Raw genomic sequence first — 23,688 nt, forward strand, 5'->3', positions numbered from 1 at the left:
GGGGAAGTTGTAGGCATATTTAATCATTCGCTATGGACTTCGCAGATTCACTATCCATAAATGGATGCTATTACATATTTGTTTTTTTCAAGTCCTTGTTCCTATGGGCTTTCGTAATTCAGGTTAAACCCATGATTAAAGTCTATTATACCTTTAGCAAGCATCGAATAAATAGTCAGGTGGTGCATCATTAATGAATATTGCGGTATGGATCGTGCAAGGCCTGCTAGCGCTGGGCTTTGTTTATTCGGGATGGCTAAAGGCGTTTCAGCATGAAAAGGCCAAAGCGTCTTGGGGATGGGTAAAGGACGTTTCAAAGACGCTCGTGGTCGTTATTGGATTAGTAGAGTTGTTAGGGGCACTTGGAATCATTTTGCCTCAAGCGACAAATATCTTGCCTGTGTTGACGCCAATTGCCGCACTAGGACTTGCCGCAGTCGTTCTTTTCGGCGCACTCTTCCATGTTAAGCGTAAGGAATATCGAGATATCGGCGTGAACATCGTCTTCTTCGCGCTCGCAATACTTATTGCAATCAGTCGGTTTTAAACTTCCGTACCGCAAAACAAAGAAAAGACAGTACCCCAGAGGATACTGTCTTCTGAATAAATATTAGCTTGCTTTGAAGTCGATGAATTAAACAAATCTTATCTTTGAAACCTTTGTTAGAACTATAGCTTACTTATCTTTAAGCAATGCCTTAAACGTTTTTAATTTATTTTGTGCTCGCCGGTACATCAGATAATCAAATAGATTTGCTATGCATATCATCCCAAGCACTATCCATACGATTGGCATGAATCCCTCTTTATTCTCCATTGTATGGCTTGTGATCATGATTAACGAAGCCATAATGAATGCAGCAACGATTAAGGCAATTAGGTTGTTTATAAAAAAGTAAGTTCTGGCATTTGCCAGACTAATCGGAAGTATCGCAGTTAACCACTCCGTAATTAACCCTATGATAAATCCGATACTCCCGCTAGCTAATACTGCCATAACTTTATATGCGTATTGCATTTCTGTATGATCATAGAACTGTAGTATTACGCCAATGAAGATACCGAGAAAGAATGACTTTATAATATTTTCAAAATTAATGTTTTCCATTTCGGTTCCCCTATATTTTGAGTGTGATCCTCAGTTTTTTCGAGAACATTTTGGATACTTCTAACTCAACGTTGTTATCCATTCTAAGTACATATCTGGAGTTAAACCATGGGATAATTTCTTTGACATGCAGCAAATTAACAAGTTGTGATTTATTGATTCGCATAAAGCCTTTGACTACCCATATGTTCTCATAATATTGCAAGGTTTCTTTGATGCTGTAACGATTGGATTTAGTATAGGCCATGATACCGTCGGAAGCGGCTTCTAGATATAAAACATCCCTGGGTTCAATAACCGCAAATTTATTCTCGCTTAAGCCTGTAAGAGTGTTCATCAAATGTAGGTCTTCTTGAACGCCGGAGACTAGAAGCCTAATCACATCCATATAATCAATCGCTTCGAATACAACGCAAAGCTTTTCGCTTGGCATGTCATATCCTTTCTCGACTAATACCAAATCGCTGTCTTGCTTAATCTCGATTTGGTATTTGGATAATTCTCGCTTCAATTTCTCATAAACTTTATTCGAACACAATAATTGAACCATCATGTGTCTCCTATTGATAGCTTTTTCAGTCATTTATTCCACTATTATTCTATCATAAATCATTCTTATTTTTACTAATTCTTCTATTCCTTTCTCCGCAAAATCTAGTGCTCCAAAATTAGCAATAAAATAAGTGTCCTTCTCCTTATCGTATAACATATAGGTTCCCGTAGCCCCGACTCCGCCGTAAACATCAGTCATAGAGCCTAATAGAAATGACAACTCGCTAAAGTCAAAATACATCATGCCTCTACTGTAATAAATGCCTTTTTCGTAGCGCTGAGTAAAGTCGGTCATCCCTCTGTAAATTTCATCAGAAAGTAACACTCCATTTTCTAAAGCCTTCATAAACGTTAACAAATCATTCATAGTGGTAACCACGCCACCACCTGCCCAGTCAACCGATAATGCGTTCCTGCCGCTATAATCCATACCATTTAGATATATCCCAACAATATCAGCTGGTTCATCTTGATAGAACATCAAATAACTATCCTTCATGTTCAATGGCTTAAATATTTTATCATCTAAAATATCTGCATAAGATTTCCCCTCAATAGCTTCAAGAATGAGGCCAAGCAAAATATATCCCGTATCCGAATAATAAAATTGCTGCCCCGGTTGGCCAATCGGATGCTGGTTTTCTCGCGTGAACGCGATTAATGCTTCTGGAGTAAATGATAGATCCGGATTCGCAGAAATGATATCCAGCATCGGTTTCCAGCTCTTCACCGGTCCTTCGAAATAGTCGCCAACGCCTGACGTATGACTCAGCAAGTGCTGCAATGTGACTTGGTTGCTATAATCGGTGCCGTCGATTACAAATAATCCCCTAAGGATGTCATCCCCTAGGTAAGATTCGATTTTATCGTCATAATTGATTCTACCTTCTTCAACTAACATGCCGTAAACAGCAGCACACATGGTTTTACCAATGCTCGCTGAGTGATACTGGCTATTGATGTGGACCGGTTCATCTGAGGTGAGATTTTTTGTACCTACTGCAAATTGCTCAAAATACCCTGTCTGATTCGAGTAAATCGTCAACAACACGCTGGATAACGAATCATTTTTCGCCACCACTTTGGTTATGTGCTTTTCGATTTTCGCATTAACTGCCTCTTTTGAAATCGGCCTATTCATAAAGGCTAATACACTAAATCCAATAATAAAGATAACGATCAAACCAACCACTATTCTTATTCCTATTTTCATATTAACCACCTTTCGTTTTATGCAGGGGATATACATTAATCTAATCAATGGTTTGCGTTTTAGATACGCTTCTATGCTAAGCGGTCGAAATTCAAGGGTAAGACGACTTTTCGGTGCTCTAACCTTGCCATCCCAGATGGTAACGACCTTCCCTTTATGACAAATGGTAAATGAGTATTGGTACGAACCCTCATATTGATAACTAATCTCATTAAGGACTTTTATGGGGCTAAAGGATTTTCCTAATATTTGAAGAATAGTAATAACAACCTAAAGGAAGGGATTGAGCCCATCAAATGGAACTCTATGCCGTAAAAGTTGGAGAATCGATGTTTAGCTTAAAATATATCTACCGCGATACGAATCATTCGGAGGAACAAGTCAAGATTGCGTGGTCTTATTATATTGCAAAGCATAATCATAAAACGATTTTTATTGATACAGGCTTTCGCGATGAGAATGTAGCCAAGCAATGGGGGATTACGTTCACAGACGTTGAAAACGAAATAGGGAGCATCATTGGCAACCGAAGCTTAGTTGATACGGTTATTATTACTCACAGTCACTTTGACCATATTGATAACCTAGACTTGTTTGATGCACCTGAAATCATTATGTCTAAAATTGACTATGATCTTGCGCTAAAGCAATGTTCGCCATCCATCAAAGAGAAGCTTCTTCAATGCCATGTTGTGGCGGTTGAAAATGAATATCTATGCAATGATCTATTCAGATTCAAAGTGATCGGCGGTCATAGCGAGGGTTCATCGGTCGTTTATTTTGAAACGAATAATCACAACTATATTATCACTGGCGATGAATGTTATTCGTGCGATAATATGATAAGCAATCGGCCGATAGGCGTTTTTTCGAGCACAGAAAATAACGAAAGATTTATTAATGATATTCATCAAAGCGGATTAATTCCGCTTCCATTCCATGATTTGAACATATTCGAACACTATTCTGCCATTTCTAAAAATATAGTCCGAATCCTTTAAAGGTACAGCTTCATTTAGATTTATCATTAGCTGGATCTGCTGTTTTACCACTACTTGTGGTATCCTTCACCCTACCAATCTTAAGCGAACATCAACAAAGGAGCATGCCGTCGCAGCTCCTTTGTTGATGTTCTTATTGTTTTTTTCAGAAATTTAGCTGGATAATTTAAGCTCTTTTACCTCGATCTCCTTTTTGCTAAACTGATACGTTACCGTAACATTTTCTATGTTCTCCGTATTCTGGTATGCAAGGGAACCCTCAAACCTTAACCTATCATTGCTTTCCCACAAGAGATTATTCACAAAGCTATAATTTTCATGGTCTGTACGAATCCATGTTTCTAATTCTTTTTGCGCACCATAGTTGATTCTTGCTGATTCTACGAGCTCCGGACTTGTGATGCCCTCTTCAACATTCAAGATTTGAACGAATTGACTTTTATTAGAGCCCGTTACGATGGCAACAAGCTCCCGATCTGGTGAGGGAATAATTTCTGTAATATACATAGACGGTGCAGAAAAACTAAAATACTTCTCAAGCACATTGTCTTTTATCCGCCAAAGCACATTTTGACTGCCATAATCCGAGTAATTGTTAAACAGCGTAAATAGCATGCTTCCGTCTGCTAGTTTAACTATATAAGGACTGCGATAGCTTTTTGACAAAATATCTACGGCAAAAGCAGCCGCATCCGCGATTTTCGAATGATCATTGTTTAAAAATGGCTGAAGCTCTTTTAACGCTTTCTCTCTTAGCTTTGGATCATTAAAGCATTCAACTAGCCTATTAATAGCAATATAGGTATGTTCATTATTATCGTTCTTTAAAGCATCTAGAAATTTGTCCGCATCATATTGTACAGTAGGCAGCAGCTCCATAGCTTCGTCTGTTAAATAACGGATGTAAGGCTCTGCATTTTGATTTTTATAATATTCGGTTGCTAATAACACGGTGGAGGTTGAACTATAAAGGATGAGGCACGCCAATAAAGTTATCCACTTTTTAGATAAGGTTCTTTGCCTTTTTCCCGCTCCACTATGCTCGGCCGCATCAATTAACCTCTCATCAATAAGCCCGATCTCTTTGTATAGTTCTTCTCTTTTCATACGTGACCCTCCTCTTTGTCTAAAAACACTCTAAGCTTATTTCTTGTCCGGAATAATAGGGACTTCACCTTACTGCTGCTCATATTAAACCTCATTGCTAGATTATCTATTGAATCGGAGTGCCAGTACCTCCTAATAAATACATTTCTCGCTTGCTCATCCAAGGCATATAAAAATTGATTGATTGCACTAGCTGTCTCGCCCGCTTCATACTCTGTTTCTACCGTATTAGGGGAAGCTAAACATCCCTCTAATTCAGTTAAAATGACTTCAAACTCACGATTGCGCTTTTTCGCCGTATTATAACCATGCTTATCCAGCGCAATATTACGTGTGATCCTTCCTAGAAATACAGAGAACTTCCTAGGCAAGTTAGGAGGTATGGCATGCCATGCCGCTAGGTAGGTATCGTTCTCACACTCTTCGACATCCGCATAATTGGAAAGAATATTTCTTGCAATCATTTTGCAATATGCTCCGTACTTATTTTTAGTCTCTGCAATAGCTTGCTGCGATCGCTGTAAGTATAGTTGAACTATTCCTTGATCTTCCACCGAGTATTCTCCTTTTGCTAGCCTCTTATCTATATAGTAGAAAGTTTTTAAAAATGGTTGCACCTGTTCTATTATTTAACCATATCTATCAGAAGCCAAGTGTCTCTAGATAATACAGCTCCCCTTGCGTTCTTAGCTACCAACGACCAGCGATGACAGCTAAAAAACCTTTTCGAACTATTCCAATTCTATAAGGAGAAGCCGAATTCTACTTTTACGTGCGAACTGGTTTAGACAAAAAAAGAGTTGCCCCTCGACAAGGCAACCCGGTTTTTTATGCTTCGATTAACTCGTTTTTCTATTGGGAGGATCATTTAACAATTTTCGTTTCTGTTTCTATTTTTTTCTCCCATATTGCTTGGCATAGGACATAATGCTGCGATACATGCCTTTGTCTTTCATTTGCTTCAGCGGGTAGAACTGAGGTCTTGTATTCACTTCAAGAATCCAAGCTTTCCCTTTTTTATCTAAGGCAATGTCAAGACCCAGCTCTCGAAACCCGCTGCTATGCTTGTCAAATAATTGGCCGACCGATTTGCCAAGCTTCTTTAGCTCTTTTTCTTTCTGATCGATCATGTTCTGGCTAAAGCCTGCTTTAGACAGCGTTTGCCGGAAATATCCCAGCTCGCCGCCTTGATGGTAGTTTGTCGCCACTTTGCCCGGCATTCCTATTTTCGTAAAAATCGCTGTGCTCTTCCATACGCCGCTGTTCGATTTCTGAACCATGACGCGAATATCAAAGGGCCTGCCATTTACAGCAGCTAATTGAATGCCCTTCTGCAGCAAATAGGATTGCCCCGCTGTACGTTTCTTCAATTGGCCATGGAGAAGCTTTACTGTCGCATACCGGCTTTTCTTGGCGTTGTGTTGAATTTGGTAGCCATTCTCTAGTTTCTTTATTCGGTTAATATTAAACCCGCCTGTACCGCCTGTAGGCTTGAAGTACACGGTTGAATACTGAGATAGCATGCTGCTAAGGTTGCTTTGGTTAAAGCGTAATGTACGAGGAACATATTTTCGTATCGTCGCTTTTTTAAGCAGCCACTTCGTTTTTACCCATTTGCTCTTAACGGTTGTACTGTGATAGCCCATAATGTCCAACTCCCCCTTTCTCTAGCATATGAGGGGCTATTAATGATTGCTCGTGCTCCTGTCTACTACCTCAACCTGATGAGAATTCGTTGAATCCCTGTTGACTTCTGCGTTCCTGAGCAAAACGCAAAGAAGTACATCGCCAAAGACGATACCATTTCCTCACAAATCTTTTACTGCGAACTCTTCCCCATATGTTTCCACGATCAATAATTGAAGAATCGAGAATAATCCACCATTGAAGAATCGAGAATAATCCACCATTGAAGAATCGAGAATAATCCACCGATGAGAAGAGGCTCTGACGAACCTATTGCCGACTTCTTTTTACTTAGAAATGACTATGATACATTCCAAAATGCAATACATTGTTTACATTTTACAATACATAAATTACAATAAATTCAAACTTATAACTGGGAAGGATCTCTCGCATGCTTGTTAATAACGTTCGTGAACTGAGAGCTCGCTTCAGATGGTCGCAGCAAGACCTAGCGGATGCCATTGGAGCCACTCGCCAGACCGTAGGGTTAATCGAGAAGGGAGATTACTCCCCTTCGATTACGCTCGCGCTTAAAATTGCCTCAGCATTCAAGTTACCCGTTGAGGAAGTTTTTTATTTAAAAGAGGAGGCTGAATAAGATGTTAACCCGGATCATGCGTTCTCCATTACTCTCAACCACTTTGTTTCTCTGCACGCTCGGTTTGTTTTACCTTTTAAAGTTGATGCTGTCAGGGGAACTTTCAACTACAACGGGAAGAATTTATTGCGCCTTATTTGTTGTCCCTCTAGGCGCTCTGTGGGTGATGCTTGTAGGCATTTATAATCGAAGAAATCCGAAAGACCGCATTAATGTCTGGGCCGTCATTCCCTTTGAACTTCGGGAAGTGGATGAGGGGCAGCAATGGATCACGTTCAAAGCATGCCGCAACGTCTATATTTACTACAGCTCTTGTTTGCCCATCGCTGTAGGAACAGTCATATTGCTTCCACCCGATGCTGCCTATATTTTAATCACTTTTGGATTGTTCGGATTGGGCCAATTTCTCGTCTATGGCCTGACTCTATGGAAGTATAGCCGCGTCTAATTTCAATAGCACAGGCAGGTGACAGATCAACGCCAATATTGTTCAAAACTAAGCGCATTTCTAGCGAGGGGAGATCTATTGCCTATGAATATAGCGGTCAAATGGATGCAAAAATTCAAAGATCACGTTACCGAGAATAAGCTGAAAGGCTATCAGGACAAAGTGCAACTCATCCGGAAGCGGAATTTGGAAGCATGGGACGACCAGCAGCTGCAAGCGGAATCTCTCCGGCTGCAAAAAGCAGCAAAATCGGGTGCGCCATTGGACGAGCTGCTTGTCGATGCCTATGCGCTAGCCTGCGAGGCAGCGAAGAGAAAGCTAGGTTTACGGCCTTACGATACCCAGCTCATGGCTGCCATCGCTCTGCATGAGCGATTTTTGATTGAACAGCATACCGGCGAAGGAAAAACACTCTCTGCTGTTTTGCCCGCTTATCTAAATGCGCTAACTGGCGAAGGAGTTCATATCCTGACTTTTAACGATTATTTGGCTAAGCGGGATGCCGAGTGGATGGGCACGATCTATCATTTCCTCGGGTTAAAGGTAAACTCGGTTCAAGCGGGTATGAGCCTGTCTGAGAAACGGGAAGCGTATGCTTCGGATATCACCTATGTGACGGCCAAAGAGGCAGGCTTCGACTATTTGCGTGACACAATTGCACTAAACGAAGCCGATACCGTGCATCGTCCTTTCCGCTACGTCATCGTCGATGAAGCGGATTCCCTGCTTCTCGACGAAGCACGGGTGCCGCTAGTCATCGCCGGCGAGCCGGGCTCCTCCAGACACGACGGCGTTCGTTTCGCAGAAGCAGCTCGGCAGCTCGAACAAGTTGAGCATTACGACTTCGACGAGTTCCAGCGGAACGTTTATTTGAATGAAGCAGGCTCTGCCAAAGCGGAATCGCTGCTAGGTTGCGACAATTTGTACGAAAGCTATAATAGCCAATTGTTATCGTCAATAAATTGCGCGCTGCATGCGGAATTGTTATTGAAGAAAGACGTCGATTACATCGTTCGAGACGGTGAAATCGAGCTGATCGACGAATATACCGGCCGCGTGGCGGAGAACAGGCATTTGCCGGAAGGGTTGCAAGCCGCGCTTGCAGCCAAAGAAGGGCTGCAGTCGAAAGTCGGCGGGAACATTCTCGGGACGATCACCCTTCAACACTTCCTTAGCCTATATCCGAAGATTTGTGGAATGACGGCTACCGCGCACGCTTCCGCTATGGAATTCGAAGCTATTTATAATCTGCAGGTCGTACAGATTCCACCAAACCGGCTAAACATTCGGATCGACCATTCGCACCGGATTTATACCCATAAACAAGCCAAACTTCAGGCGCTTGTACAAGAAATTTCGTCCGTCCATGCGACGGGACGTCCAATTCTCATCGGGACGTCAAGCGTCGAGGAGTCAGACACGCTGGCGGAAGCGCTAGTAGTTGCCGACGTGCCTTGCCATGTTCTGAATGCGAAAAACGACGCAAAAGAAGCCGAGATCATCACCAAAGCGGGAGAACTCGGCGCCGTGACGGTGTCTACGAATATGGCAGGACGCGGCGTCGACATTCGGCTCGGCGGCGGCAACCCCGCGCAAGCAGACGTTGTCGCCAAGCTGGGCGGGCTATACGTCATTGGTACGCATGTGAACGAAAGCTTGCGGATCGACAACCAACTGCGCGGGCGTTCTGGCCGCCAAGGCGACCCAGGAGCTTCCGTATTTTTCGTAAGCTTGGAGGACGAGCTGATGGTTCGGTTCGGCATCCATAAATTGATTCGCGCTCCTAAGCAGGATCAGGCGATCGAAGAGTCGGCGCTTCGCGGCAAAATCGCGCATATTCAGCGCGCTAATATGGCCCAAAACTTCTATATCCGCCAGGAACTGAACGGTTATTCGGATATGGTAGAGGATCAGAGGCGAATTTTATACGAGGAGCGGCTCGGAATTCTGAAAGGCGAGACACCGATGAGCCCTTCGGAGCAGCGGGTACGGCTTTTTTATATCGATAAGTTCTGGGCTGACCATCTCGCATACGTTTCTTACATTCGCGAAGGCATCCACTTAGAAAGCCTTGCTAACCGCAATCCGATCGACGAATTTCATACGCAAATCATGCGAGCATACGAGCAAATGCCGGCCAAAATAGATAGGGAGTCGGCAAATATGCTTGCACGGCTCAAAGGTTCAAATGATCCGGCAGAATGGGAAAAATTCGGTCTGAAGAGCCCTACTTCCACTCGGACATATATCATTAATGATCAATACATAGAGAATAAGCCCGGCACATGGGGCTTAGATACAGTATTCGCTTATTATATTCGCAAGATTATAAAGCCGATATTCAAGCTATCCAAATATTGATATTTGTCATATGCCAAAAGCCTTCGAGCATGCTCAAAGGCTTTTTTAGCATTCGTTATTCATTTTGACCGCATCAACAAAAATAGAAAATAAGGCACACTCAGCATCGTAACAATAATTCCTGCTGGAATATCAGACTTAAAGCTGACCGTACGAGCAATCGTATCTGCTGCAAGCAGCAATATCGCGCCAATTAGCGCCGAAGCTGGCAGAAGTACTTTGTAGTCATTGCCGACCAGCCTGCGAGCCACATGCGGACTAATCAATCCAATAAAAAAGATCGAGCCCCCGAGCGCTACACAGCCAGAAGCAATGCCGACAGCGGCAATCGCCAGGCGCAAAAATTTCCGTTTTACGGAGACTCCTACTCCTATCGAGATTTCATTGCCTAGCACCAAGACGTTCAATGTCCGAAAATTGGCATAAAGATAGACGAATAGCAACAATACCCACGGTGCCAGCAAGCTGATATAAGACCACTTGTCTCCCCATAAATATCCTGCTTGCCAGCGCTGCGCAAAATCATACTTCTGGTCATCAAGCTTTAAAGTCAGAAATAAAGACAGCGCGCTTAACCCCATATTAATCGCAACACCAGTCAAGACAAGCCGTGTCGAAGAAATCATACGACGTTTTCGATAAGCTAGAACATAGATCAGAACTGCTGCCAGCAGGCCACCTACGAATGCCATAGACGGCAGCAATAAGGTCATAGCAGCGCTTTGAATGCTTACCGTTGAGATTATCAGCAACACCATAAGGCCTGAACCTGAGCTAATGCCAAGCATGCCGGGATCAGCCAGGTCATTGCGCAAGAGCGCCTGCATAACCGTACCGGCCAGTGCCATCCCAAATCCAACAAGCATCGCTAATACGATCCGCGGAAGACGAAACTTATACACTACGAGATGATGCTCTTCCGGGCCTTGTCCAAGCAATACTTGAAATACTTCAAGCGGATTAAGAGACATCTTTCCCAGATTAAGACTAAGAACCGCTCCGGCAAGAAGCAGTATGGAGAGAGAAGTCATCCATATTGTCGCCTTATAAGATTTAACAGCATTCATTTGATCGCTCTCCTCTCTTTGCTTGCAATGAGCAAGAAGAAAGGAACGCCAATCATTGCAAAAATAATGCCCAACGCCGTCTCTGCCGGACGGTTAATCAGCCTTCCTGCGATATCCGCTACAACCATAAGCGCGCCTCCGTAAATGGCTGATGCTGGAATAATATAACGATAATCTACGCCTACAAAAAAACGCATAATATGCGGTACAATCAGCCCTACAAAGCCAATTGGCCCTACAAGCGCAACAGCTACACCCGCGAGTAAAAGAACCGCAAGCGTAGCTATTAACTTGACGAGAACGACCCGTTGCCCGAAGCCTTTCGCTATCTCTTCACCCAAGTTTAAAACCGTAATCGATCGCGAAATAAATAGTGACAACGCCAGCCCGCCTAAGACCCAGGGAATAACTAGCTTGATTTCCGTCCATGTCGCTCCGGCCACACTACCCGATGTCCAATAAGCAAGGGCACGACCAATGCCATAGTTTAATGAGATAAATGATCCCATGGCTCCAAACAGCATTGTAAATGATATCCCCGCTAGCACTAGTCGTTGTGGCGTCATTCCTGAGCGATTCAATGAAGCGGCAAGATACGTCAAGCCTGCGCCAAGCCCTGCGCCAATAAAGCTGATGAGCAATGTTGTCGTCTGCAGTTGCCCTGGGAAGAAAGCGAGTGTAACGGCCATTGCAAAAGCGGCTCCTGCATTGACTCCCATTAATCCCGAATCAGCTAACGGATTTCGCGTATAGCCTTGCATGACCGCTCCTGCTACTGCGAGACACATGCCCGCAATAAGATCAGCCGCCGTACGCGGAAGACGAAGGGAATGGATAATCTGATGCTCGGTCAGTTCAGGATCAAATTTAAAAATCGCTGTCCATGCCGTTGTCAGGCTCATGGAAGCAGAACCAAAAGAGATAGAAGCTGCTACCGAAAGCAGCAGCAGCAATATCCCGATGAGTAAAAACAGAACGAAATACGATTTTCCTTTTAAACGAGGAATATCTGTTGTTCTATCATCTAGCTTTCTATTTTTTTTCATACGCTGACACTAGCTTCTCAACTACAAAATCAAGCTGCTTATCTAGAGAGTAGATATCGGAATAATAGGAGAAATCAAATCCAATTTCGATTAATCTACCTTCTTTGACTGCTGGAATGCTGTTCCAAATTGCATTTTCCGACAAGTCATCAGCCCCATCCCACACCGAGCGGAACACGAAGTCTCCTATATACTCAGGCAACACTTCTAAGGAAACAAACCCTCCTGTTGCCTTCTCTCTTCCATCAATCTTTTTCTGAATAATTTCAGGCGCTTTTAGCCCTAAATATTCATAGATGATCTGAGAGCCCCTTCCGTAAAGCTTGCTATCGATAACCGCCATCTCTTTTTTGCCGCCCTCAATAATGGTTACCGTCTTATCCAAAATTCCAAGCTCAGCAAGCTTCTGCTTACTCGTCTCCACTTTCTCGTGGAAATGATCTAATAGAGCTTTTGCCTCCTGCTCCTTGCCAAATACTTCGCCAATCTTCATGATCCGTTCATCCGTCGACATTTTTTCATAAGGAATAGGAACGGTCGGTGCTATATCCTTCAGTATTTCGTAAGTTTCATCAGAGGCAGCTATGATTAAGTCCGGCTTTACTGCCATAATAGCCTCAGGATTAGGCTCATACCATGACCCCAGATTTTCAACACCCGCCATCTCTTTTGCAAAGGCCGCTCCTTCAAACACGCTCGAAGTCCCTACTGGCTTAATGCCGAGAGCAACAAGATCCCCTTGAAGATATAACACGACAACCCGCTCCGGATGAGCAGGAACGACAATATCTCCTTTCGTCGTAGAGATCGTTCTTGTCTCAGCCTCCTTAGTGGCATTGTCAGTTGCAGTTGAATTATTGGTTGATGATGTAACTTCAGGAGCTTTGGAACCATTAGCATTCGTGGCATTAGAACCAACGTTTGCAGTTCCACATGCACTTAAGAGCAAGGTAAAGCTGAGCAGCATCGCTACAATAAAACTTGATGTCTTTGTTATTCGCATTGGTGAAGACCCTCCGATTGTTTTGTTATGATAATGATTATCATACTCAAACACATTATATCGGGAGGATATGTTCTCGCCAATGGAGAATGTGGCGGCCGTAAATGGACGATTGTCCGATGAACTCATCTGCTTGCTTTCCTTGCGGAATCGAATAGGAGATTGTCCATTATATTTACGGAACAAACGGCTGAAGTAATAGACATCACTATAGCCAACTTCTTCTGCAATATCCCGAAGAGGAGCTTCGGTACAGCGTAATAGCTCTTTGGCATGCTGAAGCCGGAATCGTATCATATATTCAATCAAGCTGACCCCTTTCTCTCCCTTAAAGCGCGACGATAAATGACGCGGGCTGTAATTAAATTGCTCAGCTATGGATTCAAGCGATAAATTATGACGATGATGCTCCTCGATATAACGAACAACCTGTCCAATGACATCGGGTTGCCTGAGATTAATTCCATCCTTTATAAACTGCTTCATTAATTCATGTATGAACTGATAGAACAAGCCTTTCACTTGAATTCTATCCACTAGACTTCCTTGTGCCCAGAGCTGTTCCATTGCCATAAGTTGATAGTGCAATGGCAATGGCTCAACGGACTCGAAGCCATACTGCATCCAAAATGGATTGCTGCGTTCCAAAAGTCTGACTAAATCCTTTCTTCCTGGCAATGAGGCTCTATAAAATAATAGATAATATTCAAACATTTCCCCCGCCTCTATACTTAGTCTCATGCCTTTGCCGCCATGCACAATAAAATGACGGTCTGCTTCATATTCTATGCCATTAAGGTTTAAGCTTGCTGTCCCCCGCACAGTGTAGATAAATCCACAAGCAGGTAACATATAGCTTTGCAGCTTGTCCCCCGGCTCCATCACCGTATGCCGAATATCCAATACTTTAACAGCAGCATGATTCCATGCGACAATATGGTCTTCCAGCTTCATCCTTGCAGTTCACTCCGATCTGACCCACCATCTATTTGAGTTGATTTCATGTTAGAATATTGATAATGATTATCAATTAGTATTAGGCAGATCCTCTATTTTGTCAATCGCTGTTTACGATCGTGGATTCGTATAGCTTCATACGAACTCGAATTACACGGATTCCGATAGAAATAGACATACAATTCGAAATTCTAAATATAGTTACTTCTGCCAAATGATGATATATTCATTGCGAGAGCTCTCTGCAAAGGTACATATCCGTTTCGGCCGGAACGGGTAAGACGAACCTTACTAGGAGGAATGAATAATGAAGAGGATTTTTTCGCTTGTCATGGTCATCGGTTTGCTGCTCGGGATCGCTTCCCAAGCGAGCGCGGCCAATGGGGTTTTTGTGTTTAACCCGTATCCGAATAGCTACGGCGCAGTTCCGAATTATATCGGTATTACGAAGCCGACAGGGGGTTACCAGTACGAGTTCCGCATTCAGGAGATAAACAACGGATCAAGAACCTACTATTCGGGCTTGCTCAACGTGCCGACCAGCGGATACGACATTAATCATACGTTAACAAATAGTACAAAGCTCGTGCTGGCAGGCGGAACTTACAATATTGACGCATCGGTTTATGACCGTTGGGGAACTCTCATCGGCAGGGATATAGTCAAGGTTAATTTTCTATAATGACGTAAGGGATATAATTTCTCCCCTCAATCGCGATTTCCCGCAGACTGGCCCTTATTCGTTCGGGGCCAGTCTTTTCCCCTTTCCCCTCGTCTCTTCTCCCCTTTAGTACGTTCGCACGGCCCTGTCTTAAAAGCAACGTACAATAACCGTTATTGACTTAACGTTTACTTCGGAAATACACAAAAAGCCGCCATGGCCCTTGGGCTACATGGCGGCGTATTGGTCGTTAAGATACGGTTAAACCTTCGTTAGGTTTGCTTCGTCCCCCGTCGCAACCGGGTTCTCGCTATACGAGATCCAGTCGCTCCAGCTGTCGGATATACGCTGAAAATGGTTTCAGGGTAGGGACTTTGTGCATGTACAAAGCCACGAGACCTCGTGGTTACATTGTGTCGTTGACCCTGACGCCCCCTCATCGCCAAGATCAAGAAACTTCAATCAATTTGTATCCATCCTATCCCTTGAGGAAAAAATTGCATGCTAGGCTGGCGCGCAAGATAAGATTATAATATCAATATCCATTTAGGGTTAACGAGCTCCCTTGAACTCGCCTTTCGGCGAAATAGAAAAGCACCCAATCGGGTGCCATTCTATGATCTTATTTATGAAGAGCTATCGCTTTAAGAATGACGACAGCAGCTTCTGCACGAGTGGTATTGATTTTCGCCCTAAAAGTACCATCCTCATAACCGTTAATTAACCCATTTTCGGCTGCCGAAGCTATAGCTTCCGTTGCCCAACTGGAAACATCCGAATTGTCCAAAAAGCTGACGGACTTACTTGAAACTTCCAGCTTCAACGCGCGGACTACCATCACCGCCATTTGCTCACGAGTAATCAGATCGTTCGGACGGAAGGTATGATCTTCAAAACCGGAAACAATACCCAAAGCTGCGGCCGTACCAATCAAATCCTTAGCCCAATGGTCGGTTGTATCGTCAAAGGCGCTGCTATCCTTCGCTGTCAACCGGAGTGCCTTTACCAAGCTGGAGACGAACTCAGCTCTTGTAATAGAGTCATTTGGTTTAAAGGTCCTATCCGTGTATCCGTTGATTGCCCCCGTTTGAACTAAATCTCGAATATTGGCTTCTGCCCAGTGGCCCTTAATATCGGTCAAGATTGTTTCGCTTGTCGACGGTGAGGGGATCTGAACTCGTTTCGAAACGAGAACGGCAAACTTCCCGAAATGGGTGACAGAACCGGATACGGTGGCGCTCGCTTGATCCACCTTCGCATTGTCCAGTACCACCCATTTGTTCGTTTGTTCATTTAGCCAATAGACTGCTGCTTCACTTTTGTTGAAGTCTACCTTTGACTTGTCGAAAGTAAGTACTATCGTAACTGGCTTGATAAATTCTCCATCGCTGTTTTTCTTTACTTCGTAAACATTCCCAATCCATTGAAGGGAAACATCTTTAGGCAATTTTGAGATATCGGCCACTTTGTCCACCGTTACTTGAATGGTTTTGTCCGTAGCCCCTTCCGGAATTGAAAACTTAACGTCACCAAGAGTGAACTCGGCACTGAAGAATGCGCCAACCGTAAAACGATCGGATGGTGCGCTGCCTCCATCACTGCCACCAGTAGGAGGTGTATCCGGTGTAATCGTAACTGGTGTATAGGCCACAAATTTCGTGAAGTGTTTCGTCCAAATGACAATGTCGCTTCCAACGGTGATTTTAGCTTCGCCTCCGGCTGCTATTTCACTGTCTGCAGCAGCTTGGGTGTCCGCCGAAATCGTGCCTGTGATCGGCGTAAACACGCCACCGATTACAAACCCGACCGATTACAAACCCATGTTCGGGATTACTAAACGCACCGCATGATCGAAGGTCATTGATACGTCCGAGGAACCTACTTCAATGACGGCGTTTACTTCGGCATTATTAACTAATACGCTGCTAGTGCTCAGTACGACCGGTAGTTTTATTGTCCCGTCCCAGCTCGCGGGAGCCGTAATTTTCGTTCCTTCCGGAATTGCAACGCTCACATTGCCCAAGGAAGTAGCCGATTTTACGTCTATTAGTGGCAGAGTCGCTTCTTTGTTTGATCCCACCGGTACCGGAGAGACGGTAACATTGGCATCCGTTATGCCTAAGGGAACTTCAATAGATACTGGTATGCCTGGCGTTACCAGTATCGGTGTTGCAGAATTAACTATCGTGACTGCCGCTCTTTGCACGATCATTTTATATGTTTTTGTTGTCGTGCCATCCTGCGCAGTCACTGCCACCGTGATCGTGTTGCTTCCCACGCTCAGGCTGATCGCTTCCGAAGCCGTTCCGCTCTCCACAGCCTTACCGTTTACCGTCACTGCAGCCTTGCTATCCGCCGCCGTCGGCTTAACTTTCAAGCTGCTAACACCATTCGCCAAACTCGCCGCATAGCTCGTTGTGTCCGACACAAACGCCGGATTCAAACTTCCATTCGACAAGCTAAGCGCAATCAGATTCGCGTTGTTGCTCGCCGGAATCGCCGTCCACTTCGCATACAGTGTCATATTGCCGCTCACCGTATCCGTGCCGAAGCTCCATAGCGTCGTATAGCTTGCTTCACCGTACCAGCCCTCGAACGTATGCCCCACTCTCGTCGGGTCCGTCGGCTTCGCGATCTTCGTTCCGGCGCTTACTCCGATTGCTGCCGCTACCGCGCTGCCTCCTTGCGTGTCGTAAGTCACCGTGTACGTCGCTGCCGGAATAACAGTCCACTTTGCATACAGCGTCATATTGCCGCTCACCGTATCCGTGCCGAAGCTCCATAGCGTCGTATAGCTTGCTTCACCGTACCAGCCCTCGAACGTATACCCCACTCTCGTCGGGTCAGTCGGCTTTGCGATTTTTGCTCCGGCGCTTACTCCGGTCGCTTCCGCTACCGCGCTGCCTCCTTGCGTATCGTATGTCACCGTGTACGTCGCTGCCGGAATCGCCGTCCACTTTGCATACAGCGTCATATTGCCGCTCACCGTATCCGTGCCGAAGCTCCACGGCGTCGTATAGCTTGCTTCACCGTACCAGCCCTCGAACGTATGCCCCACTCTCGTCGGGTCCGTCGGCTTTGCGATTTTCGCTCCGGCGCTTACTCCGGTTGCTGCCGCTATCGCGCTGCCTCCTTGTGTGTCGTATGTCACCGTGTACGTCGCTGCCGGAATCGCCGTCCATTTCGCATACAACGTCATATTGCCGCTCACCGTATCCGTGCCGAAGCTCCATAGCGTCGTATAGCTTGCTTCACCGTACCAGCCCTCGAACGTATGCCCCACTCTCGTCGGGTCCGTCGGCTTCGCGATCTTCGCTCCGGCACTTACTCCGGTTGCTGCCGCTACAGCGCTGCCTCCTTGCGTGTCGTATGTCACCGTGTACGTCGCTGCCGGAATCGCCGTCCACTTTGCATACAGCGTCATATTTCCCAATACCGCATTGAACCTAGGGTCCCATGGCGTTGAATAACTTGTATCGTTGTACCAGCCTTCAAACGTGTACCCCTCTTTCTCCGGTACATACGGCTGGGCAGTAACATCTCCATAGCTTACTAACACGGGGATGCCGGCTCTGCCATCCTGATAATCGAACGTTATTGTGTACTTGGTGAGCTCCCATTCGTCAAAGAGGGAGAGATCGTCGCTCACCGTATCGGTATCAAAGTTCCACATTTTTCCTCCACGGATATGCCAGCCCTTGAAGGTATAGTGCTCAAACGTCAGATCAGCCGGCTTTTCGAGCTTCGAGCCCGCAAAAACTTTATAGGTGTTCGAGTATCCGCCGTATTCCGAGATGTAAGTGACTTCGAACATTCTCGTCCATTTCGCGTATATAGAAGTAAAACCCATCACCGTATCGGTATCGAAATCCCATGGTGTTTCAAGGCTCGCTTCCTTATACCAGCCGTTGAAATAAATTCCTTTGGATCTACTAATCGGATTCGGGGGCTTCGCGATTTTCGCTCCGCGGCTTACATGGAGCAATCGGGTCTCGAGATCACCTTCAAAGTAGCCGCTTCCTATTTCGAATGTGACCGAATACGTGCTATCCTTCCACTTCGCATACAATGTCGTATCGCCGCTGAGCGTATCGGTCTCCATATTCCACGGCGTCTCAAGACTTGCTTCCTTGTACCAGCCGTCGAATTCGTACTCACCCTCTTTATAAGGGCCTGCCGGCATCGGAATCTTGGCTCCCGGATATAGACCAGTAATGCTGTCCACTTCAATGCCTCCGCGCACGTCGAAAGTAACCGTGTAGCCCGGCTCAGAGAACCAACCCGCATACAACGTCATATCTCTGTTGACCGGATCGGCCGAAAAGTTCCACTCCGTCGTCAGGCTTGCATCCTGATACCACCCCGTGAAGATGTACCCCGATTTGGTCGGGGTTGCCGGAGCCGGAATCGTTCCCAAATAGGTCAACTTGTCCGGAACAGTACTGCCTCCTTGCGTGTCGAAGGTGACCGTGTACACCGCTACCCACTTTGCATAGAGCGTGGTGTCGGCATTTACCGTATCCGCAGCAAAATTCCATTGTGTCGCATAGCTCGGTTCTTTATACCAGCCTTCAAGATAGTGGCCCTCCCGAGTTAGAAGGGGAATGCGAATCTTCTCCCCGGGGCCGACGCCGGTCAAGCTCGCAAACGCAGGGCCTCCCTGCGAATCGAAGGATACGGTGTAACTCTGGCCCTCCGTCCACTTTGCATACAGCGTCATACTCTTGTTCACAATATCCGTCTCGAAGTACCATGGCGTTACATAACTCGCTTCGCTGTACCAGCCCGCGAAGGTGTAGCCCTCTCTGACCGGAGAGACCGGAGCGCTGATTGGTCCCTTCGTAACGCCAGTTAGATATGCGATCGTGCCGCTGCCACCCTGCGCTTCGAAGACGATTGTGTAGGCTTGAACCCACTTCGCGTACAGCGTGAGGTCCGATTCAACTATCTCCGTGTCGAAATGCCATTGCTTGCTGTAACTCGAATCGGCATACCACCCCAAGAAAGAGTGGCCCTCACGGGTCGTAATCGGCTCGCTAATCGTGGTGCCCGGCATAACGTCCGTCAAGCCCGCGACCGGACTGCCTCCCTGCGAATTGAAGGTTACCGTAGCCGCCAGCCTCGTTACTGTCAACGTATAGGATCCCTGCGTCGTTCCGTCTTCCGCTGTTACAATAATCGCAATCGTATTGCTTCCCACATTCAGAGCAATCGGTCTCGATGCGCCGCCGTTTGGCGACGCTTCTCCGTCTACCTTGATTGTTGCAAATTTACTTCGCGTCGTCGGCGTAACCGAAATACTGCCCACGCCGCTCGTAACGCTTGCCGCGAATTTTGAATTGTCCGTCGAATCCCTCGCAATCGTGCCGCTAGATATTGTCAAAGCGTTTAAATAAGCATCCGAAGCGGCCAATCGTTTGACCTTAACCGTGTAGATTCTCGTTGTCGTGCCGTCTTGGGCCGTCACCTTCACCGTAATCGTGTTCGTACCCAAGCTCAGATCGACGGAATTATCCTTGCCGCTTGTCGCCGGTATCCCGTTTATCGTTACCGTGGCCGCGATATCCGACAAATCCGGCTTCACAAGAAGCCTTCCCATGTCGGTAACGGAGCCTATGTCGTAATTCGGCAAACTCGAGTTGAATCCTAAACCAAACGGTCTCTTGTCTTCCGTAGTTATGTTCAAAAAGCTCAGTTTCGCGTCGCTGCCCGGAAGCCCCGCACGGGTTACCGTCAAGGTGTGGTTTCTCTGCGCACCGTCTTCCGCCTTGACCAGAATTGCAATTGTATTAACGCCAACATCCAGGGCAATCGCTTCCGAAGCGCTGCCGCTGTCCACATCCTTAGCGTTTACCTGAATTGTCGCTTTGCTGTCCTGCGCCGTAGGCGTAACCGTGATTTCACTCACATCGTTCGCCACGTCTGCGTAGTAACTCAAAAATAACGCGTCCGACTTATCCTCGTAAGCCGTTCCGCCGGACATCGTCAATCCGCTTAGAAACGCATTAGCGTTCGCGGCAGAAGCATAAGAGGGAAGTAATCCCGCTAGCATGCACAATACCGTGAATAAATAAAAACCGCGCTTCATCATGAAGTCTCAACACTCCTCTTACAATCGTTATTAAACCTGTCTTCTATTATAAAAGAAAGACTAATAGATTTGACCCGCCCTTTCGGGTAGGTCGGCAACACTAAATCGGGTAGGCTTTTTATCGCTGCATGCTCTGCCGAACGCATAAGAGACAGTACCTATAGGCACTGTCTAAGAGCTTTATCCCCGCTATTATCGCCTCAAACCGGATGCCGGTGCTGCTTTGACTCGTTGAATCGCTTGCACCCGATTATGTACCCCTAACTTGCGATAGACATTCTTTACATGGAACTTTACCGTGTCCAGAGTAATACTCAGTTGATCGGCTATCTCCTTATAGATCAAGCCCTCCGTGAGCAAAACAAGCACCTGCTCTTCCTTCTCAGTCAGCACCTCATCCGGCAAAAGCTTATTGGACCGACCATTGCCAGCAGCTTCAAGAAGCAGGCGAATATATTTCAATTGCGACGGTGACATCACAGCATCTTGCCGTTCGTTTAGAAGATCGGCCAGCATTTCAACCATCAGCGGACCCTCGTCGAGAAAACTGCGAATATAACCCGCCGGTTCCGAGAGTTGCAAGGCGCTTTGCAAGGGAGCAAACGCCGCTTCAGGACGATCGGATTGCCGAAGCACCATACTCTGCACGATCTTCAGCTTGATTCGGCCCCGCAAACGATTCTCCTTGTCTGCCAGATGTTCCAGTTGTTCGAGCAATTGCTGTGCGTCCTCTGTCCGGTCGTTCGCTGCAAGAACTCTTGCCAGAACCAGATACTCCTCGTAATGGCGGTCCGAGACTTCATCAGAAGGCGACATCCCGCTCTGCTCCAACCAATCGTATGCTTCCCGAAGCTGCCCCTGATTTAGGAAAAGCCGGGCTTGCTCCGCTATGATTCTCCTCCAAATAACTTGCCGATCGGGCGAATCGACGCTCGAGCCGAACTGGCCAAGCCATTCGACCGCTTGACATCCACTTCCCACCGCCTGTTGAAGCCCCGATGAGACAATACCGAGCTGAATCCAAATCCATACGTTAGTCCGCAAATCCTCTCGGCTCATCGCTTGTCCGAGATACGACTCCGCCTCTTCCAACCGGTTCCACTCGTATAGAAGCAGGACATACGACAAATACAGGTAGCCGATATGCGGATAGACTCTTTTCTTCTCCCATGCCTTAATCCACTTCAGCAGAAATTGTTCCACCTCGCGAAGTTCGTCGGTCAGCGAGAGAAGATCCATAAACCCTTCATGCCCCTGATACCGTTTGCTTGATGATTGCTGGAAACTGCTTCCCTCCGGCAAATACAGCTCCGACAGCTCAAAATAGTGTGAAGTCAGCGGCAAGTTCTGCTGTAAATACGAGAAAATCCCGCCTAGATAATAGAGATTGCCAATCAACTGATTCCATTCGGGCTCAGGGATAAAGGCTTTCATGGCTTGGAACCGCTTTTCTGCTTGTTCGATCCTGTGCAGCCCTTGACTCCATTTTCCATCCAGCAATAATTTAGAGATGTAGAACAATTCGAACGTCGGCTTGTGTGCGTAGCTGCTCTCCGGCAAGGACGCAATCCATCTTAAAAGCACATTGCTCTTCAATAATAGGAGAGCCGGCATAATACGTTCGATAAGCCGAACGGCGTCCTCTGACTGCTGCGCCTTAATGTAATGCTCCACCGCCTCTTCGTAGAGCCTTTCAGACTCATGCCAAATCGCAGCCCGACGATGAGATTGTTTCCACAGCTCCGGATGTTCCTTGGCGCTCAGTTGCTGCAGAAACTCGGCCAAAAGATGGTGATACCGGAACCAATAGCGCTGTTCGTCCAAAGGAATAATAAACAAATTCAACTGCTCTAATCGCTCAAGTTGGCCCTGGCTGTCGGTTTGTCCCGTTACCGCTGCGCACAACTCCCCGTTCATACGGCTCAGAACGGAGGTGGATAGCAGGAATCTCCGCAAGGATTCCGGCAAGTCCACGAATACTTCTTCCAATAAATAATCGGAGATTTGACGCTGTCGGCCGTTGAACTGACGAATGGTATCAGCGATATTGCCGCTTCGTTTCAGCGTGATGGCCGCAAGCTGAAGTCCGCTCACCCAGCCCTCCGTTTGTTGAAATAATGCGACGACTTGCTGCTTCGTTAGCGATAAGTCCGTCGTCTCCCGGAAGAAAACAATCCCCTCCTCCAGCTCGAATCGCACGTCCTCGATTCTAATGACATGCATCTCGCCTTTTGCAAGAAGCCTGGTCGTGGGAAAAGGCACCTCGGTACGGCACGCGATATAGAGATGAACATGCTGAGGCAGATGTTGCAGCATATATCGGATCGATTCGTTTACAGGTGCATTGTAAATGACATGGTAGTCGTCCAGAATCAGAACAAAATCGCTGTCAATCGTGCTAAGTTCATTTAAAAACGCCGCAATGGCGGAATCAATGGAAGACGCCGACTCCTGTTCTAGCAGAAAGCCTATTGATTCACCGAAACGCGGCAGCCTTTCTCGTATGGACGCCACAATACAGCTCCAGAACGCGCTCCAATCGTTATCGTACTTATCCAGCGAAACCCAGGCAACCAGAGAGCCGCATTGCCGCGCCCATTCGCTTAATACTGTCGTTTTGCCGTAGCCGGCTTGGGCAGACAGCACCGTCAGCTTGACCTCCATGCCTTCCTCCAGTTTTCGCGTCAGCCGAGGCCTTTCAATCAGTGCTTTTCGCGCAGGGGGAATAAGAAATTTTGTGCTTCTAATCATGATTGATTCCTCCGTAAGCTGATTAATCCATTTAT

At 46.2% G+C, this 23,688-nt stretch carries 18 protein-coding genes; 6 read left to right on the forward strand and 12 right to left on the reverse strand.

Features of this window, described 5'->3' with window-relative positions; translation table 11 throughout:
* Positions 1–193 precede the first annotated feature (193 nt).
* Complete coding sequence (locus E0496_RS27690; protein ID WP_141505099.1) at positions 194–547, forward strand: DoxX family protein; 354 nt, start codon at positions 194–196, stop codon at positions 545–547.
* 129 nt (positions 548–676) lie between these two features.
* Here the strand turns inward: E0496_RS27690 and E0496_RS27695 are convergent, their stop codons facing one another.
* From E0496_RS27695 to E0496_RS27705, 3 genes are read right to left on the reverse strand one after another with little or no spacing between them, the layout of a single operon-like run.
* Complete coding sequence (locus tag E0496_RS27695; protein ID WP_141505100.1) at positions 677–1,108, reverse strand: hypothetical protein; 432 nt, start codon at positions 1,106–1,108, stop codon at positions 677–679.
* Between the two features lie 10 nt (positions 1,109–1,118).
* On the reverse strand, positions 1,119–1,658 hold the full coding sequence (locus E0496_RS27700) for a LytTR family DNA-binding domain-containing protein (protein ID WP_141505119.1): 540 nt from the start codon (positions 1,656–1,658) through the stop codon (positions 1,119–1,121).
* A 33-nt stretch (positions 1,659–1,691) separates the two neighbouring features.
* Entirely contained in the window at positions 1,692–2,873 is a 1,182-nt protein-coding gene (locus tag E0496_RS27705; protein ID WP_141505101.1) for a serine hydrolase domain-containing protein, read from the reverse strand.
* Positions 2,874–3,202: 329 nt separating this feature from the next.
* On the opposite strand from E0496_RS27705, the gene E0496_RS27710 reads away from it, so the two are divergent.
* Positions 3,203–3,874: an MBL fold metallo-hydrolase gene (locus E0496_RS27710; RefSeq protein WP_161601608.1), complete on the forward strand. Its 672-nt coding sequence runs from the start codon at positions 3,203–3,205 to the stop codon at positions 3,872–3,874.
* Between the two features lie 153 nt (positions 3,875–4,027).
* Here the strand turns inward: E0496_RS27710 and E0496_RS27715 are convergent, their stop codons facing one another.
* From E0496_RS27715 to E0496_RS27725, 3 genes are all read right to left on the reverse strand, one after another.
* Positions 4,028–4,981, reverse strand: coding sequence for a hypothetical protein (locus E0496_RS27715; protein WP_141505103.1), 954 nt, complete (start codon positions 4,979–4,981; stop codon positions 4,028–4,030).
* Complete coding sequence (locus tag E0496_RS27720; RefSeq protein WP_141505104.1) at positions 4,978–5,535, reverse strand: RNA polymerase sigma factor; 558 nt, start codon at positions 5,533–5,535, stop codon at positions 4,978–4,980. Before E0496_RS27720 ends, E0496_RS27715 begins: the two co-directional genes overlap by 4 nt.
* A 336-nt stretch (positions 5,536–5,871) precedes the next feature.
* Positions 5,872–6,627, reverse strand: a complete 756-nt coding sequence (locus E0496_RS27725; protein ID WP_141505105.1) for a YheC/YheD family protein — start codon at positions 6,625–6,627, stop codon at positions 5,872–5,874.
* A 434-nt stretch (positions 6,628–7,061) separates the two neighbouring features.
* Between E0496_RS27725 and E0496_RS27730 the strand changes: the two genes are divergently transcribed.
* The 3 genes from E0496_RS27730 (at position 7,062) to E0496_RS27740 (ending at position 10,077) form a co-directional block, all read left to right on the forward strand.
* Positions 7,062–7,268, forward strand: coding sequence for a helix-turn-helix transcriptional regulator (locus E0496_RS27730; RefSeq protein WP_141505106.1), 207 nt, complete (start codon positions 7,062–7,064; stop codon positions 7,266–7,268).
* A gap of 1 nt (position 7,269) precedes the next feature.
* Entirely contained in the window at positions 7,270–7,716 is a 447-nt protein-coding gene (locus E0496_RS27735; RefSeq protein WP_141505107.1) for a hypothetical protein, read from the forward strand.
* Positions 7,717–7,800: 84 nt separating this feature from the next.
* A complete protein-coding gene (locus E0496_RS27740) occupies positions 7,801–10,077 on the forward strand; it encodes a preprotein translocase subunit SecA (RefSeq protein ID WP_141505108.1) in 2,277 nt (758 codons plus the stop codon).
* A 59-nt stretch (positions 10,078–10,136) separates the two neighbouring features.
* Here the strand turns inward: E0496_RS27740 and E0496_RS27745 are convergent, their stop codons facing one another.
* The 3 genes from E0496_RS27745 to E0496_RS27755 are packed head-to-tail and all read right to left on the reverse strand — an operon-like array spanning position 10,137 to position 14,147.
* Positions 10,137–11,144 carry a FecCD family ABC transporter permease gene (locus tag E0496_RS27745; protein WP_141505109.1) on the reverse strand — a complete coding sequence of 336 codons (1,008 nt, stop codon included), beginning with the start codon at positions 11,142–11,144 and terminating at the stop codon, positions 10,137–10,139.
* Positions 11,141–12,190: a FecCD family ABC transporter permease gene (locus E0496_RS27750; protein WP_139990615.1), complete on the reverse strand. Its 1,050-nt coding sequence runs from the start codon at positions 12,188–12,190 to the stop codon at positions 11,141–11,143. The genes E0496_RS27745 and E0496_RS27750 overlap by 4 nt, the downstream gene beginning before the upstream one ends.
* Complete coding sequence (locus tag E0496_RS27755) at positions 12,177–14,147, reverse strand: AraC family transcriptional regulator (RefSeq protein WP_141505110.1); 1,971 nt, start codon at positions 14,145–14,147, stop codon at positions 12,177–12,179. Before E0496_RS27755 ends, E0496_RS27750 begins: the two co-directional genes overlap by 14 nt.
* A gap of 310 nt (positions 14,148–14,457) precedes the next feature.
* Here E0496_RS27755 and E0496_RS27760 point away from each other — a divergent pair, with 310 nt between their 5' ends.
* Positions 14,458–14,832 (forward strand): hypothetical protein, encoded by a 375-nt coding sequence (locus E0496_RS27760; RefSeq protein WP_141505111.1) that lies wholly within the window; start codon positions 14,458–14,460, stop codon positions 14,830–14,832.
* A gap of 601 nt (positions 14,833–15,433) precedes the next feature.
* Here E0496_RS27760 and E0496_RS27765 read toward each other — a convergent pair.
* The 3 genes from E0496_RS27765 to E0496_RS27775 form a co-directional block, all read right to left on the reverse strand.
* The gene (locus E0496_RS27765; RefSeq protein WP_141505112.1) at positions 15,434–16,597 is read right to left on the reverse strand and encodes an S-layer homology domain-containing protein; all 1,164 of its coding nucleotides are present in this window, start codon (positions 16,595–16,597) and stop codon (positions 15,434–15,436) included.
* Positions 16,598–16,621: 24 nt separating this feature from the next.
* Positions 16,622–20,902 (reverse strand): InlB B-repeat-containing protein, encoded by a 4,281-nt coding sequence (locus E0496_RS27770; RefSeq protein ID WP_141505113.1) that lies wholly within the window; start codon positions 20,900–20,902, stop codon positions 16,622–16,624.
* Between the two features lie 192 nt (positions 20,903–21,094).
* Positions 21,095–23,653 (reverse strand): winged helix-turn-helix domain-containing protein, encoded by a 2,559-nt coding sequence (locus tag E0496_RS27775; RefSeq protein WP_141505114.1) that lies wholly within the window; start codon positions 23,651–23,653, stop codon positions 21,095–21,097.
* Between the last annotated feature and the right edge of the window lie 35 nt (positions 23,654–23,688).

The organism is Paenibacillus luteus (genome assembly GCF_006542765.1).
GTDB lineage: Bacteria > Bacillota > Bacilli > Paenibacillales > Paenibacillaceae > Pristimantibacillus > Pristimantibacillus luteus.